Origin of the sequence: Pseudomonas fluorescens, from assembly GCF_001902145.1 — a bacterium.
In the GTDB taxonomy this organism is placed as follows: Bacteria; Pseudomonadota; Gammaproteobacteria; order Pseudomonadales; family Pseudomonadaceae; genus Aquipseudomonas; species Aquipseudomonas fluorescens_BV.
Window position 1 is genome coordinate 414,339 of record NZ_MRST01000024.1, and the last position, 15,543, is coordinate 429,881.

At 60.8% G+C, this 15,543-nt stretch carries 11 protein-coding genes; 8 read left to right on the forward strand and 3 right to left on the reverse strand.

Going from position 1 to position 15,543, the window contains the following annotated elements:
* Nucleotides 1–13: 13 nt before the first annotated feature.
* Complete coding sequence (locus tag BUE92_RS15830) at nt 14–2,095, reverse strand: TonB-dependent receptor family protein (protein ID WP_073524821.1); 2,082 nt, start codon at nt 2,093–2,095, stop codon at nt 14–16.
* A 216-nt stretch (nt 2,096–2,311) separates the two neighbouring features.
* On the opposite strand from BUE92_RS15830, the gene BUE92_RS15835 reads away from it, so the two are divergent.
* The 6 genes from BUE92_RS15835 to BUE92_RS15860 all read left to right on the forward strand — a co-directional run bounded on the left by BUE92_RS15835 (nt 2,312) and on the right by BUE92_RS15860 (nt 8,963).
* Entirely contained in the window at nt 2,312–2,644 is a 333-nt protein-coding gene (locus tag BUE92_RS15835) for a YceK/YidQ family lipoprotein (RefSeq protein ID WP_073524824.1), read from the forward strand.
* A 149-nt stretch (nt 2,645–2,793) separates the two neighbouring features.
* Nucleotides 2,794–4,551: a carbamoyltransferase family protein gene (locus BUE92_RS15840; RefSeq protein WP_014716634.1), complete on the forward strand. Its 1,758-nt coding sequence runs from the start codon at nt 2,794–2,796 to the stop codon at nt 4,549–4,551.
* The gene (locus BUE92_RS15845; protein WP_073524826.1) at nt 4,552–5,448 is read left to right on the forward strand and encodes a GNAT family N-acetyltransferase; all 897 of its coding nucleotides are present in this window, start codon (nt 4,552–4,554) and stop codon (nt 5,446–5,448) included.
* A complete protein-coding gene (locus BUE92_RS15850) occupies nt 5,445–6,851 on the forward strand; it encodes a PIG-L deacetylase family protein (protein ID WP_073524828.1) in 1,407 nt (468 codons plus the stop codon). The genes BUE92_RS15845 and BUE92_RS15850 overlap by 4 nt, the downstream gene beginning before the upstream one ends.
* 85 nt (nt 6,852–6,936) lie before the next feature.
* The gene (locus BUE92_RS15855; protein WP_073524829.1) at nt 6,937–8,085 is read left to right on the forward strand and encodes a glycosyltransferase family 4 protein; all 1,149 of its coding nucleotides are present in this window, start codon (nt 6,937–6,939) and stop codon (nt 8,083–8,085) included.
* The gene (locus BUE92_RS15860) at nt 8,082–8,963 is read left to right on the forward strand and encodes a glycosyltransferase (protein WP_073524830.1); all 882 of its coding nucleotides are present in this window, start codon (nt 8,082–8,084) and stop codon (nt 8,961–8,963) included. The genes BUE92_RS15855 and BUE92_RS15860 overlap by 4 nt, the downstream gene beginning before the upstream one ends.
* 120 nt (nt 8,964–9,083) lie before the next feature.
* Here BUE92_RS15860 and BUE92_RS15865 read toward each other — a convergent pair whose 3' ends face one another.
* Nucleotides 9,084–10,925 (reverse strand): O-antigen ligase family protein, encoded by a 1,842-nt coding sequence (locus tag BUE92_RS15865; protein ID WP_073524831.1) that lies wholly within the window; start codon nt 10,923–10,925, stop codon nt 9,084–9,086.
* 158 nt (nt 10,926–11,083) lie between these two features.
* On the opposite strand from BUE92_RS15865, the gene msbA reads away from it, so the two are divergent.
* Nucleotides 11,084–12,889: a lipid A export permease/ATP-binding protein MsbA gene (msbA, locus tag BUE92_RS15870; RefSeq protein WP_073524832.1), complete on the forward strand. Its 1,806-nt coding sequence runs from the start codon at nt 11,084–11,086 to the stop codon at nt 12,887–12,889.
* 229 nt (nt 12,890–13,118) lie between these two features.
* The gene (gene hldE, locus BUE92_RS15880) at nt 13,119–14,543 is read left to right on the forward strand and encodes a bifunctional D-glycero-beta-D-manno-heptose-7-phosphate kinase/D-glycero-beta-D-manno-heptose 1-phosphate adenylyltransferase HldE (RefSeq protein ID WP_073525036.1); all 1,425 of its coding nucleotides are present in this window, start codon (nt 13,119–13,121) and stop codon (nt 14,541–14,543) included.
* A 27-nt stretch (nt 14,544–14,570) separates the two neighbouring features.
* On the opposite strand, the gene BUE92_RS15885 is transcribed toward hldE, so the two are convergent.
* Nucleotides 14,571–15,530 (reverse strand): metal ABC transporter ATPase, encoded by a 960-nt coding sequence (locus BUE92_RS15885; protein ID WP_073524836.1) that lies wholly within the window; start codon nt 15,528–15,530, stop codon nt 14,571–14,573.
* Nucleotides 15,531–15,543 lie beyond the last annotated feature (13 nt).

A 15,543-nucleotide genomic window follows, 5' to 3' on the forward strand; every position in this document is an offset into this window, starting at 1 on the left:
CCAGGCGCTGCATTCAGAACTGGTACTGCGCCCCAGCCCCCGCATACCACGAGCGCCCCGGCGCCGCTTCGTAGTAGCGGCCATTGCCATCTCCCACAATCACCGACCCCACGTACTGACGATCCAGCAGATTATCCAGGCGCAGGGTCTGGTGAAAGGTCCAGTGCTTTACCTTCTGCTCAAACCGTGCGCGCCAGTTGAAGACGCTGTAGGCTGGTGCGGCATGTTGCTGGTTGGTGTCTTCTACATAAACCTTGCTGCGGTACACACCTTCGATGGCGGTGCTGACCCAGTCCCGTGGTTTCCAGTTCAGTTCTGCAAACAGGGTGGTTTGTGGCACGCCGGGGAGATAGTTACCTTTGTCGATGGTGTTGGCACCGCTGGCAAAGTCGCTGTCGTAGGTTGCGTGTAAGCGTGTGTAGGCCAGGCTGGTGCTCCAGTGGTCGCTCAGCTGGCTTTCAACACCCAGTTCGAAGCCGCGGCGCAATGTGCGACCGGCGTTCTGGTAGCTGGTACGGCCACCGATGGATTGCTGCACCACCAGTTCGTCCTCGGTGGTGATCTGGAAAACGGCGGCGTTGATCCGCGTGTTGTTCAGTTGCGCTTTCACACCCATTTCATATTGCGTACTTTCAGACGGCTTCAAGCCGAAGTTGAAGCCCTCGGTGTTGCCCGGTGCATAGGCCAGTTCGGCCTGAGTCGGGGTTTCAAAGCCTTTGCCTGCGCTGATGTAGCCGTGCAGGTCGGGTGTGAACGCATACATCACGCTCATCGAAGGTGTGTTTTTCTGGTAGGTCTTGTTGCCGCTGGCGTCGCCATTGCTGAGGAACTGATCGTCAACGTCCATCTGCATCGTGCTGTGGCGCAGGCCGGCTTGCAGGGTCCAGCGGTCGAGGGCCCAGTTGGCTTGGATATACGGGTCGAGGCTGCGAGCCGTATCGATTTCGTCGCGGCGTAGTTGGCCTTTCACGCCGAGGGTGTTGCCGCTGTAGTTCTGATAGCCATGGCGGCTGTCTTCGCTTTGGTCGAAGTCCAGGCCGGTAATGATCATCAGCTCGCCAGGCGCGCTTTCGATGGGCTGCATCCAGCGCACGCTGCCGCCGTAGAACTTACGGTCAAATTGCACCACGCCACCACCGCGTTCGTTGGCGGGCGTGCCCTTGGGGATAGACAGGTATTGGATCACACTGCGCCGCCCGGTGTAGGCATTGACCTGCAAGGTCGCAGCACCGAAATACCGCTCGTAATTCATCCCCAATTGCTGATGATCGATACTTTTACGCGTGTTGTAGTTCAGCGCATTGGCGCTTACCGAACGCGGGTCGGCCTTGTACGCCGCCCAGGTCTGCCCCAATGGATCTTGCGTACCGTTCTGCTCCAGGCTGCTATAGATCAGGGCCAGCTTACTGTCGTCATCCGGCTGGAAGTTGAGTTTGGCGAAGGTCTGGTCGCGGCGTGCGCTGCTGTGATCGCGGTAGCCGTTGGTGTCCATGCGCGAGGCGTCCAGCACAAACCCGGCGCCATTCACCGCGCCCTCGGCGCTGAGGTGGTTCTTGTTCAGGCCGTCGCTGCCCACCAGGGTTTCGGCGCCTATACGCGGCGGGCCTTCGCCGTCGCGAGAGAACATCTGGATCACGCCCCCGGCGTTGCTGCCATACAGCGTCGCCGCTGGGCCGCGCAGCACTTCGATGCGCTCGGCCGTGTCGAGGTTGAACGTCGCGGCCTGGCCCTGGCCATCCGGGGTGCTGGCGGGGATGCCGTCGGCGATCAGCTTGATGCCGCGCACGCCAAATGCCGAACGGGCGCCGAAGCCTCGGGAAGAAATTTGCAGGTCCTGCGCATAGTTCTGGCGGTTCTGCACCACCAGGCCGGGCACGCGGGAGAGGGCTTCGGAGGCGTTAATGCCCAGCTGGCCGTCACTGATCTGCTCGCGGTTGATGCCGTCCACGGAATAGGGCAAATCGAACGTTGGGCTGGCGCTGCGTGAGCCGGTGACCACGCTGGGGTCAAGTATCAGCGGCGCATCGTCGGCCTGGGCATTACTGCACAGGCCCAGCAAGAGCAGGGCAAGGCGGGAGGGAGTGGATGATGTCATGAGGGGGCCGGGTCTGTGGCGCAGCGCAACTGAATGGCGTAGGCGCAAATGCCGCCAGTTTAACGGTTCCCCTGGATTTTTTCCGAATTCACAACACTGGGCGGAACAGGAAGTTTCCCACGCGTTGCGACGGCGCCTGTAGGCTCCTGATTCGTTGGGTTAGCGAAGCTGGAGCTGCTAGATTTCGGTTCCTCCAAAAAAAGAAGAGCCGAAAACATGCGCACAACGAGCATGAAGCTACTGGTGCTGGGAAGCATCGCATTAACCATGGCTGGCTGCGGAACTGTTACCACCGCGTTCCGTGACGATGCCGTCACTGTTCGGTCGCTCAAGGCCAGCAAAACCTATTGCCAGTCCGTTCCACGTGTCTACAGCGGGGTGACTTATAACCTGTGTGTCCTGAATGGCCCGCCGAACTCCGGTAGCGATGTGATAGTAAACAGTGTGCCCTGGACGCTCATTGACATCCCTCTCTCCGGTATCACGGACACGCTGCTGCTGCCGTACACCATCTACCGGCAAAGCGCCGATGGCAGCATTGAACTCTAAGCGCCTGCTGAGCTTGGCGCTTGCCGCTAACAGCTTCCCACTGCTTTTAAGCTATAATCCCGCCCTTTAGCTGTTTCTTGCCCCGGCGGGAAACACACTTTTTTCAGGCGCGATGCGCCTGCATGCAGACTAAAAGAGGCTAGACCCCAGTGGCATTGACGATTCTTGGCCTGTCCGGCGCCCTTAGCCATGATCCTTCCGCAGCCCTGTATATCGACGGCAAGCTGATTGCGGCCGCCGAAGAAGAGCGCTTCGTACGCGACAAACATGCAAAGAACCGCATGCCCTACGAGTCGGCGAAGTTCTGCTTGGAGCAGGCCGGCATCAAGCCTTCGGACGTTGACGTGGTGGCGATCCCGTTCGCCCCGATCAGCCTGTTCGGCGAGGCGCGCTGGCACTACGCCAAGCGTTACTGGTACGCCCCGGACCGCGCCCTCGACGCGATCCTGATGGGCAACCGTCGCTACAAACGCTATCGCAACAAGATCGTCTGGTGCCTGGAGCAACTGGGCTTCGATCCGAAGAAAATCAAGATCGAGCCGGTAGAACACCACCTGGCTCACGCATCCAGCGCCTACCACTGCTCGGGCTTCCAGGAAAAAACCGCGATCCTGGGCATTGACGGCAAGGGCGAGTACGCCACTACCTTCTTTGGCTACGGCGAAAACGGCAAGATCCACAAGATCAAGGAGTTCTACGATCCGGACTCCCTCGGCGGCCTGTACGGCGCAATCACCGAGTTCCTCGGTTTCGAGATGCTTGACGGTGAGTTCAAGGTCATGGGCATGGCGCCGTACGGCGATGCCAGCAAATACGACTTCTCGCGCCTGGCCTCCTTTGAAAACGGCGAGTTGGTGATCAACACCGACTACGCCAACGTCATCGGTCTGCGCCGCTACAAAGAGAAGGGCAAGGGTTTCTACTTCTCGCCAAAACTGATCGAGTGGCTGGGGCCGAAACGCGAAGGCGACATCGCCGACGAGCCGTACATCCACTACGCGGCCAGCATGCAGGCGCTGTTCGAAAAACTGGCCTTGCAGATGATCGACCATTACTTGGGCGATATCCTCAAGGACACCGGCAAGCTGGCCTTCGCCGGCGGCTGTGCGCTGAACGTCAAGCTGAACCAGAAAATCATTGCCCGTGACGACGTCAAAGAGCTGTTCGTACAGCCGGCTTCCGGCGATGCCGGCACCGCCGTCGGTGCGGCGGCCTACGTGTCCCATGCTCGTGGTGTACCGGTCGAGAAGATGGAACACGTCTATCTGGGCCCGTCCTACAGCAACGAAGACGTGATCGCCGCGTGCGCCAAGCACGAGAGCAAGCCGAACTGGCGCAAGATCGAGAACATGCCTAAGCGCATTGCCAAGATCATGGTCGACGGCAATCCGGTGGCCTGGTTCCAGGGCCGCATGGAGTTTGGCCCGCGTGCCTTGGGCGGTCGTTCGATCATCGGTTGCCCAAGTGCGACCGGCGTGGCGGATCGCATCAACCACCAGATCAAGTTCCGCGAGCGTTGGAGGCCTTTCTGCCCGTCGATGCTCGACACCGTTGCTCCGCAGATGATCAAGGTCGATCATCCGGCGCCGTTCATGACCTTCACCTTCGAAGTCGCCGAAGAGTGGAAGACTCGCGTACCGGAAGTGGTGCACGAAGACGGTACTTCCCGTGCCCAGGTGCTCAAGCGCGAGTACAACCCGCGCTATTACGACATGATGAAAGAGCTGGAAGTGCTGACCGGTAACGGCGTGTCCCTGAACACCTCGCTCAACCGTCGTGGCGAAGCGATGATCTGCTCGCCGACCGACGCGCTGAACATGTTCTTCGGCTCGGACCTGCAGTACCTGATCATGGAAGACATCCTGGTGGTCAAGGACGGCGTGGACCCTTATGACGCCGTGGTTTAAATGCTGAACCGCTTCCAGGGCTGGCGTGAACGTGGCTGGGCGCCTGTCGAGGCCGAGGTTTACGCCCAGGCCTGGCAGCGTTACGGCGGCAGTGTGGCGACCCATCCCCAAGTGATCGAGCGGTTGGCCGGGCTGGCGCAGATACCTGTGCGCTACCTGGGCTGGGAGCACGGTGGTGAACTCAAGGGGGCGATCGCCACCTGGGCGCGCGACCTGGCGCTGTCCAAGGATGTGCTCAAGCGCAGCGGCAAGAAAGGCCTGTTTGACCTGGGCAACGCCGAGATCATCCTGCCGATTGCTGCCGATGCGCAGGTACCGTTGCGGCATCGTGCGCGCTACCTCTCGGCGCTGAACGAGGGGCGCGTGAGCACCCTCAAGCCCCAGGCCGAGCAATTGGCCATGGCGCGTACTCCCGAAGACCTGTCGAAGAAGTTTCGCTACAACCAGCGGCGTGAACTGCGCCTGTTGGAAGAGGCGGGCGGCGTGGTAAGGGCGGTCAGTGAGTTTTCCAGCGTAGAACTGGCGGCGATTTATTGCGACCTGTTCCAGCGTCGTTGGGGTTTCCCGGCGGCGGGCGCGGCGCGTCTGGCCGAGGTGCTGGAGTTGCTCAAGGAATTCCTCTTCGGCTCGGTGCTGTTTCTGAACGGCGCGCCGATTGCGGTGCAATTGGTGTATCAGGTGCAGTCCAACGAATGGTTCAGCGCCGAGTACGTCAACGGCGGCGTAGACCCTGAAACCCGCGCATTCAGCCCCGGCAGCGTGCTGAGTTTTCTCAATACCCAAAGTGCCTGGGAACAGGCGCGGGCGGCGAACAAGTCACTGCGCTTCTCCTTCGGGCGTTCCGACCGTGAATACAAGGAGCGCTGGTGCAACCCGGTGCCGGTGTTCAGTGTATGAGCCGTAAACAGCAACTGCTCAAGCGCCATCGGCGTAACAAGCGTATTGCGCTATTGATCGGCGTGCTGGTGCTGGTCGCCACCGGCGTACTGGTCGCCTGGTGGTTGCCGCTGATCCTCGCGGTGCTGCTGTGGGCCGCCCATGAAGCCTGGTTTGCCGATCACCTGTTTTACTCGCCCAAAGACAGCTATGAGTATGCGTTCCCGGCCGCCAGCGAACAGCCCGGCTTGCGCCTGGAGGCGGGCCGGCTGTTGCTGGATGCGCCGTTGGCGGCGGATGAAACCCTGATCGTCGGTATTGAATTGAAAAGTACTTGGCTGGGGCGTTTTTTCGACCCTGCGGTGGACCTCTTGGGCCTGCAAAGCCCGGACCGGCAAGCCTTCGAGCGCGGCGTCGCTGGGCGTCGTTATCTGAACCTGACCGGCGCGGCCCAAGCCTTGGCCGCGGGCAAGCTCACATTGCGCGGGCGTTTTTGCCGGATCAAGGGGCAGCCGACGCTGTGGCGCTTTCGCCAGCCGGACTATCGCCAGCAACGTGTGATGGTGATCGCGCCCCATGCCGACGATGCCGAACTGGCTGCGTTCAGCCTTTACAGCCAGGCGACTGAAAGCTGGATCGTCACGCTGACGGCCGGTGAAATCGAGGCCGAGCATTATCAGCACATGGGCCTGCCCAAGGCTGAAGCTGCGCGCCTCAAGGGCCGTTTGCGAGCCTGGGACAGCGTCGCCGTGCCCCGCTGGGCGGGCGTGCCCCAGGCGCAGTGCGTGCAGTTGGGGTACTTCTGCATGCAGTTGCAAGCCATGCAGGCTGCGCCGGATCAGCCTCAAGCCTCCCGCGAAGCCGATTTGGCCGATACGCGGCTGTTTCGTCAGTTCAACGGTTTTGCCCTGCCTGGCGATGCTGATGGTGCACCGACCTGGCATAACCTGATCGCCGACCTGCGGGCACTGCTGCTCAAGGCGCGGCCCCAGGTCATCGTCTTGCCCACGCCGTTGCTGGACCCTCACGCCGACCATATCTGCGCCCACGCGGCAGTGCTGGAAGCCTTGCAGGGCCTGGAGTGGCAGCCCGACACATTGCTCGGCTACGCCAATCACCTGCATGATAACGACCGCTGGCCCATGGGCGATTCCGGCGCTGGCGTGGCGCTGCCGCCGCGTTTCGATGGCGCTGTGGAACTGGTGCCGTGCAGTTTCGCCCTCGCCTTGAGCCAGCAGCAGGACAAGGCGATGGCCCTGGGCATGATGCACGACCTGCAGCCGCCAGCGCCGTTCAAGCGTCGGGTGCGTAGGTGGTTGCAGCAACTGCTGGCGGGCCGTAGTCCATCGCCCTATGGCGAGAACGAATTCTTCCGCAAGGCCGTGCGCCGTCACGAGCTGTTGTGGGTCCTGAAGCAGGACTGAGAGCCGATTGAAGGCAGGCCGTTATGCGCCTGTCGCCCTTTTTACCGGGCTGCGTGCCCGTAGCCAGATCGCTGCATGGAGAGTTATGAAGCCTCGTTTCAAGGTTTTGCAGTTACAGCCGGACTACAACGTCAAGACCCATGACTTCGCGGACTTGGGGGAGCAGATCGTCAAATCCCTGCCGGCTGAGCGTTTCGAGGTGACCTCCGGATTTCTCAGCGGGCGCCCGCTGCCTGGCCAGCCGCTGAGCGTGGCCGAGCACTCCCACTATTTCGAGCTGCCGGAGAAGTCCCTCAAGGGCATTCGCTTTGGTGCCATGTGGCAGATCTACAAGTACTGCCGCGAGCAGAAGTTCGACGTGGTCATCTGTAACCGCTTCAAGTCGGTGAACATGATGCTGTCGCTCAACCGCTGGTTGAAGATCCCGCTGTGCGTCGGCATCTCCCACGGCTTTGGCGAGTACGCCCGTGGTTACCGTCGGCGTCAGACCCAGCGCTGGGTCAGCTCGGCGTGGCGCTTTGTCGGTGTGTCGGAAGCGGTCAAGGACTACCTGGTAGACCTCAACTGCGGGTTCACCCACGAGAACACCACGTACGTCACCAACGCTATCGACATTCCTCAGGCAGAAGCCTTGCAACTGTCCCGTGAAGACGCGCGCAAGGCCCTTGGCCTGCCAATGGATGCACGGATGATCGGCGCCCTGGGCCGCCTGGTGCCGATCAAGGGCCACACTCATCTGCTGCAAGCCTTCGCCACGCTCAAGGATAAATACCCTGAGGCGCAGGTGGGCATCATTGGTTCCGGCCGTGCCGAAGCGGACCTGCGTGCCGACATCGAGCGCCTGGGCCTGACCGGCCGTGCGCACTTGCTGGGCTTTCGCGAAGACGGCATGAAGTACGTGCGCGGCTTCGATATCTGGACCATGCCGTCGCTGTTCGAAGGCCTGGGCCTGGCCTTGCTGGAAGGCATGAGCGGCCATCTGCCTGTGATCGCCTCAAACGGCCCGGCGATGCTGCCGCTGGTGCAGGGCGCGGGCGGCTTGTCCCACGACCCGGGCAATGTCGAACAACTGGCTGCGGCCCTGGATACTTACCTGGCCTTGAGCGATGAACAATTGCGCGCCAAGGGTGAGGAGGTGTTCCGCTATCTGGAGGCCAACCACACCCTCGACGAGTTCAAGCACAAGTACCTGACCCTGATTGAAACCGGTTTGCGTGAAGTAGGTAGAGCATGAATCAGCAACAACCCCTGGTCTCGGTGATCATCGCTTCCTACAACCATGGCCAGTACATCGAGCAAAGCATTCTTAGCGTGCTTGGGCAGACCTACCCCAATATCGAGCTGTTGGTGGTCGACGACGGCTCCAAGGATGACAGCGTCGAACGCATCCAGCGCTTGCAGGCCGAGCACGGCTTTGATTTCCAGGTGCAGCAGAACCAAGGGCTCAGCGCTACCTTGAACGGTGCGATTGCTCGCGCCAAGGGTAGCTTGATCGCACCGTTCGGCTCGGATGACATCATGTTGCCGGACCGTATTGCCACCCAGGTGGCGTATATGGACGGCAAGCCGAAGGTGGGCATGTGTGCTGGCAATATCGAGCTGATCGACGGGGACGGCAGCCTGCACCCGGAGAAGAAACAGCGTCGCGACGTGCCGTTTCGCCGTCTGGACTTCGACGACCTGTTCCTGGACCGCAAGCCGTTTCCACCGGCGCCGACCATGCTGATTCGTCGCGAAGTGCTGGAGGAGGTCGGCGGTTTCGACCCGCAGATTCCCCTGGAAGACTTGCTGATCCAACTGAAGATCACGGCGGCGGGCTACACCATCGACGCCCTTGATGTAGTGATGGCCAAGTATCGCCAGCACGCCAGCAACACGTACAAGAACCACCGCTACATGATCCAGAACATTCTCAAGACCTACGCCAAGTTCAGCGAGCACCCGGCCTACGACGCGGTTCGCTACAACTTCCTGAACTCGATGTTCCTCAAGACCGCCGACCGCGACCGCCCGTTGGCGCGGGAGGTTCTCAAGCAGATCCCGTTGAAGTTCTGGGGGCGCAAGACCTTGCGTGGGCTGGTGCGGTTGTATCTGGCGCCACTCAAGAACTGAACCAACGCCGAACCCTGTAGGAGCGAGCTTGCTCGCGAAAAACGTCAACGATAACGCGTGCTTCCTGAATAAACGCGGTGCCGGTGAGTTTTTCGCGAGCAAGCTCGCTCCTACAGATGTTTACAGGCTCTGGACCTGCTCGCGGATTTTTGCAGTGGCGGCTGGGCTCGCCACCGAGGCGTAACCCTTGACCAGTTGTTCGAAGTGCGTTTCGAACAGCCAGTTGCGATCCTGAGGATAACGTTGCATGTGGCGCAGGTTACGTTGGCGCAAGGCGTAACGCAGTGAAGACGGGTAGATGCGCAGGTCAGCCACGTCGATCAGGGCGAACTCACCGTCGTCCATCAACAACACGTTACCCAGGTGCAGCGAGCGGAAGTACACACCGCGCTCGTGCAGTTGCGCCATGAACCGTCCAAAGCGCTCAACCAGTGATTCACGCAGGCTGCTGTCCAGGCTTTGCAGCGCTTGGCGCAACGTCAGGCCGGGCAACGGCGTGTAGCTCACTGCACTGCTGGCGTCGCTCAGGCGGTAGAGCCCGAGGATGTGCGGCGTAGGAATGCCCAGGGTGCGCAGTTGCTCGCTGTTGCTGGCAAAGCGCTCGGAGTACGGATTGAAGCTGCCGGAGGTGTACCAGCGGCGTGGGCGGAACAGCTTGAGGAAACTGCCGTCCTCCAGGCGCAGGACTTTGGGACCCAGGCCATCGGCTTCAATCACATGGGCGTTGCTGCACAGCTGTTCAAACACGGCGGGCTTGAGGTTCTGCACTGGCATGCGCAGCAGGCTGCGATGGCGCTGGGCGAGGCTCAGGCCGGTGATAATTGCCAGGGGAATCCACAGCAGGAACCAATGTTCCTTGGGCCGTGACAGAATGCCGCCGCCTTCGGTCAGGCCCGCGCCGATACCGTAAGCCAGCAGCGAAGAAGCCAGGATGAACAGCGGCTGTGCGCGTTGCTGCAGGCCTTTATACAGGCCCCAGCCGAGCATGAAGGCCCATGGGATGAAACCGATGATGCCGACGTAATAGAGCACGCCGAGGGCAAAGCTGTGGGGTTCGCGCAGTTGGTAGTCATTCGCCACCATTAGGTAAAGCTCGGAATCGTAGCTATGCCCAATCCAAGGGTGCTCGGCAATAAGCTGCAATGTCATAGTCCACAGCTCAATGCGGAACGAACTGCCGCGTCCAGTGATCATTTCGGGGAAGAACAACAGGAGTCCGGCGGCGCCCAGGACCATGCCGGTGATAAGTAGCGCCGCACGGCGGTTACGGCTGACAAAGCTCATCCAAAGTATGGCCAGCCCCAACGCCACCAGCGGCGTGCGTGAGCCGGTCGCCAGCACCGCGGCGGTCATGATTGCCAAGGCCGGCACGCTGAACCACAGTATGTTGAGACGCTGGGTGGTCATGCAGACATACAGCCAGTACACCGTGAAAAAGCCAAATAAGTGCGAGCTGAGCAACGGATTATCGAGGGCGCCCAGGCCGCCGATCATGCGCATGCCGGGCGAATAACCCTTGGCGAACGCGACCAGATTACCCAGGCTCACCACCAGCGCAATCACCGCAGCGCTGAAGAAGACTGGCTTGAAGAGTTCGTTGCGATAATGAAGCAGCAGTGCGCAGCCACCAAACAGCATGAAGGTATTCAACGGCCGCTTGAACAGGTCGGTATCGGAACTGGGTTCAGGACTCCAGAGCAGACTGGTCAATGCCCAGGCGGAGAACGCCAGGAACGCGATCGCCAGGGGCTCGCGCAGCAGGTCCTTGAACTCCCGAGGGCGCATGCACAACAGAAACAAGGTTGGTACGCTGAACAGGATGTAGACAATTCGGTGCAGTACATTGCGATTGCCGACAAAGAACAGTGCACTCAGGAGCAGCAGCAAGCCAACGGGCAAAATCCATAGGACCAGGAAGTCGAAAACGCGATTTGAGCCATAGGTAAGGCGCTTGGAGTGCATACAGTAAAGCCATTCCAGAAAGAGAAAGCCGACCATCTTAAGCTAGTGGCTAAGTAATGTCGCCGGTAGGATCCAACCGGGCCGCGGCTTACGCCGGGTGCAAGTACAACAGAGAAGCTGTGCTAAAGTCAGCCTCCTTTTTCAAAACGCCGCGTGATATGACCGACTCCAGTCCGAGCGCAAGCCCTTCGAGCTTGAAAATATACTTCCGCCTGCTCAGTTACGTTAAGCCCTATATGGGCTTGTTCGCGTTGAGTATCCTTGGATTTCTGATTTTCGCGTCGACCCAACCGATGCTGGGTTACATCCTCAAGTACTTTGTCGACGGTCTTTCCAATCCGCAAGCGGTGCTGTTCCCGACCGTGCCCTTTTTGCGCGACCTGCAATTGCTGCAGGCAGTGCCGCTGCTGATCATCCTGATCGCGGCCTGGCAAGGCCTTGGTTCGTTCCTGGGCAACTACCTGTTGGCCAAGGTCTCCCTGGGTCTGGTCCACGACTTGCGGGTGCAACTGTTCAACAACCTGCTGACGCTGCCCAACCGCTACTTCGATAATCACAACTCCGGGCATCTGATTTCCCGCATCACCTTCAACGTGACCATGGTCACGGGTGCCGCGACCGATGCTATCAAGGTGGTGATCCGCGAAGGCATGACGGTGATCTTTCTGTTCGCCTCCTTGCTGTACATGAACTGGCGCCTGACGTTGGTAATGATCGCGATCCTGCCGTTGATTGCCGTGATGGTCAGTACCGCCAGCAAGAAATTCCGCAAGCAGAGCAAGAAAATCCAGGTAGCCATGGGCGACGTGACCCACGTGGCCTCGGAGACTATCCAGGGCTACCGCGTGGTGCGCAGCTTCGGCGGGGAAGTCTACGAACAGAAGCGCTTCTTCAAGGCCAGCCAGAGCAACACCAACAAGCAACTGCGCATGACCCGCACCGGGGCGATCTACACCCCGGCGCTGCAATTGGTGATCTACTCCGCCATGGCCGTGCTGATGTTCCTGGTGCTGTACCTGCGTGGCGACGCCTCGGCGGGTGACATGGTGGCCTACATCACCCTGGCGGGCTTGCTGCCCAAGCCGATCCGCCAGCTCTCGGAGGTCAGCTCGACCATCCAGAAAGGTGTGGCGGGCGCCGAAAGCATCTTTGAACAGCTGGACGAAGACGTTGAGGTCGACCACGGCACTCTCGAACGCGACAAGGTCAGCGGTCGCCTGGAAGTGCGTCACCTGAACTTCACCTACCCTGGCACCGATCGCCATGTGCTCAAGGACATCAGCTTCACCGTCGAGCCTGGGCAGATGATTGCGCTGGTGGGGCGTTCGGGCAGTGGCAAGTCGACCCTGGCCAGCCTGATCCCGCGCTTTTACCATCATGAAAGCGGTGAAATCCTGCTCGATGGCATCGAGATTGAAGACTACAAGTTGCTCAACCTGCGCAAACACATTGCCCAGGTCACCCAGCATGTGACCCTGTTCAGCGACACTGTGACCAACAACATCGCCTACGGCGACCTGGCCGGTGCACCTCGTGCCGATGTGGAAGCGGCGGCGGCGGATGCCAATGCCAAGGACTTCATCGATCAGTTGCCCAAGGGCTTCGATACCCAGGTGGGTGAGAACGGTGTGCTGTTGTCCGGCGGCCAGCGCCAGCGCTTGGCGATTGCCCGTGCATTGCTTAAGAACGCGCCGTTGCTGATCCTCGACGAGGCCACCTCGGCCCTCGATACCGAGTCCGAGCGGCATATCCAGGCGGCACTCGATAAGGTCATGCAAGGCCGCACGACCCTGGTGATCGCACACCGCTTGTCCACCATCGAGAAGGCCGATCTGATCCTGGTGATGGACGACGGGCGGATTGTCGAGCGTGGCACCCACGGCGAGTTGCTGGCGCAGAACGGTTACTACGCCCGCCTGCATGCCATGGGCCTGGATGCACCGGTGCAGGCTGATATCACCTGATCCAACCGGCGTCACGGGGTAAATGAAATGTAGGAGCGAGCTCGCTCGCGAAAAACCTCAACGATAACCCGCGCTTCCTGAATAAACGCGGCGCTTGTGAGTTTTTCGCGAGCAAGCTCGCTCCCACAGAGAGCAAATCCCCTCCCACATTTGCCCTGCGGTGGTCGCAAGCCATCGCAAACCCTGTGCTAATATCGCGCCCCTGTTCATTTTGTATGTGGGTTGCTCCATGAAGTTGTCCATGCCGCGATTCAATCAAGCCGCTGTCTTGGTGGTCGGCGATGTCATGCTCGACCGTTACTGGCATGGTGGTACCTCACGGATTTCCCCTGAGGCTCCGGTGCCGGTCGTCAAGGTCGAGCAAATCGAAGACCGCCCAGGTGGCGCTGCCAACGTCGCGCTCAATATTGCCGCCCTCGGCGCCCCGGCCTCCCTGGTGGGTGTGACCGGTGACGACGAAGCGGCCGAAAGCCTGGCCAACAGCCTGCAGGGGGCCGGCGTGCGTGCGTTGTTCCAGCGCATCGCCCATCAGCCGACGATCGTCAAGCTGCGGGTCATGAGCCGTCACCAGCAGTTGCTGCGTATCGATTTCGAAGAACCCTTCGCCACCGACGCCCTGGCCCTCGGCGACCAGGTCGACGCGCTGCTCGACGGTATCAAGGTGCTGGTGTTGTCCGACTACGGCAAAGGCGCCTTGCAGAATCACCAAGTATTGATCCAGGCCGCCAAGGCCCGCAACATTCCGGTGCTGGCCGATCCCAAGGGCAAGGATTTCTCGATTTATCGAGGTGCCAGCCTGCTCACGCCCAACCTCAGCGAGTTCGAGACTATCGTCGGCGGGTGTGCCGATGAGCACGAACTGGTGAGCAAGGGCGCGGCGCTGATGAGTGATCTGGACCTGGGCGCCTTGCTGGTGACCCGTGGCGAGCACGGCATGACCCTGTTGCGTCCAGGCCACCCAGCCATGCACCTGCCGGCGCGTGCCCGTGAAGTGTTTGACGTCACCGGTGCCGGTGACACGGTAATTTCCACTCTGGCAGCCTCCATTGCCGCCGGTGAGGAACTGCCCCATGCCGTGGCCTTGGCCAACCTGGCGGCGGGCATTGTGGTGGGCAAGCTGGGTACTGCCGCCATCAGCGCACCTGAGTTGCGCCGTGCGATCCAGCGTTCCGAAGGCTCGGAGCGCGGTGTGCTGGGCCTGGAGCAATTGCTGCTGGCGATTGACGATGCCCGCGCCCACAACGAAAGCATTGTGTTCACCAACGGTTGCTTTGACATCCTGCACGCCGGGCACGTGACGTACCTGGAACAGGCAAGCGCCCAAGGCGATCGCTTGATCGTCGCGGTCAACGATGATGCGTCGGTCAGTCGCTTGAAAGGCCCTGGCCGCCCGATCAACAGTGTTGACCGGCGCATGGCGGTACTCGCGGGCTTGGGCGCGGTGGACTGGGTGATCAGCTTCTGCGAAGGCACCCCGGAAAACCTGCTGGCCCAGGTCAAGCCCGACGTGCTGGTCAAGGGCGGTGATTACACCGTCGACCAGGTAGTCGGTGCGGACATCGTCAGTGCCTATGGCGGCACGGTCAAAGTGCTGGGGTTGGTTGAAAACAGCTCCACCACTGCGATTGTCGAGAAGATCCGCAACAACGAGTGATACCCCGTGGGGCGAGCCAGCTCGCCCCTAGATTTTCTTCGGCACGATCTTGCGCAGCATCTGCCGCGCCTTGCCGGTCAAGCGCTTGAACTTGGAGTCTTTTTCCGGTTCTGCCAGGCCTTGCTGCCTGAGCCAATCCTTCCAGCGAATGCGCTCATCGCGCACCAGCCAGCCCTCTTGCTGGGCAAAACTTTCCGCCAGGTACAAGCCGCGTGTGCTGGCCGGGTACAGCTGATCCTTCTTGACGGTATACAGCTGCGCAAGCGGTTCGCCGTCTTTCAGTGGCATCAAGTACAGGTCCGGACGCTGGCGATCCAGGCGCGCCACCAGCTGGTCACCCTCCAAACGTTCATCCACATGAAACAAGCTGAGGGACTTGGCTTCCTTCGGCACTTCCAGGCGCAGGTCATAAATCAATTGCAGCGATGCAGTGGGCAAGTGAACGTAGGCCCGTGGGCGCTCGATCAATTGGGTGGTGGCGCAACGTACCGGACGAGCGGCACCGGACAACGGGCTGAGGCGAAACGGCAGGGCCTCGCGGTAATGCAGGGCGGCGGAGTAGGGCGCAGGCAGCCAGGTATCGTTAAAGCGCCCGCCGAGCCAGCCTTCAGGGGTTTCGAGCAGGCATTCCTCGGCGATTTCCTGGATGGCGGTGTGCAGCGGCAGGTTCAGTTCATGGGCCGGGACGTAGCCGGAGATCAGCTTGAGCACCACGTCGCCACGGTCCTGGCGGCGTTGGCGCACCAGCACCCAGTAATCCTTGTTTTGCCAGTGCAGGGTCAGGCGTACCGAGACGCCGAGGTTCGCCAGTTCCAGGGCGAAGCGCTCGGCATCTGGCACCTCGACCGGCTTGCGCCGTTGCAGGGTCTGGGCGAAGTTGAGCGGCATGCCGACGCTCTGGTAGCTCAAGCCTTCGGGGGTGGCTTCGACGTGCAGCGGCAGTGTCTTGAAGTTGCTGGGGTTCTTTCTTATGAGCGTTCGCGGCATGTCGGCTCCTTCT

What these genes read in the sequence shown, in the direction of transcription:
- BUE92_RS15830 (WP_073524821.1), bottom strand. Translation starts at nt 2,095, where the DNA reads ATGACATCATCCACTCCCTCCCGCCTTGCCCTGCTCTTGCTGGGCCTG.
- hldE (WP_073525036.1), top strand. Translation starts at nt 13,119, where the DNA reads ATGAAGTTGTCCATGCCGCGATTCAATCAAGCCGCTGTCTTGGTGGTC.
- BUE92_RS15850 (WP_073524828.1), top strand. Translation starts at nt 5,445, where the DNA reads ATGAGCCGTAAACAGCAACTGCTCAAGCGCCATCGGCGTAACAAGCGT.
- BUE92_RS15855 (WP_073524829.1), top strand. Translation starts at nt 6,937, where the DNA reads ATGAAGCCTCGTTTCAAGGTTTTGCAGTTACAGCCGGACTACAACGTC.
- BUE92_RS15865 (WP_073524831.1), bottom strand. Translation starts at nt 10,925, where the DNA reads ATGCACTCCAAGCGCCTTACCTATGGCTCAAATCGCGTTTTCGACTTC.
- BUE92_RS15835 (WP_073524824.1), top strand. Translation starts at nt 2,312, where the DNA reads ATGCGCACAACGAGCATGAAGCTACTGGTGCTGGGAAGCATCGCATTA.
- BUE92_RS15860 (WP_073524830.1), top strand. Translation starts at nt 8,082, where the DNA reads ATGAATCAGCAACAACCCCTGGTCTCGGTGATCATCGCTTCCTACAAC.
- BUE92_RS15885 (WP_073524836.1), bottom strand. Translation starts at nt 15,530, where the DNA reads ATGCCGCGAACGCTCATAAGAAAGAACCCCAGCAACTTCAAGACACTG.
- BUE92_RS15845 (WP_073524826.1), top strand. Translation starts at nt 4,552, where the DNA reads ATGCTGAACCGCTTCCAGGGCTGGCGTGAACGTGGCTGGGCGCCTGTC.
- msbA (WP_073524832.1), top strand. Translation starts at nt 11,084, where the DNA reads ATGACCGACTCCAGTCCGAGCGCAAGCCCTTCGAGCTTGAAAATATAC.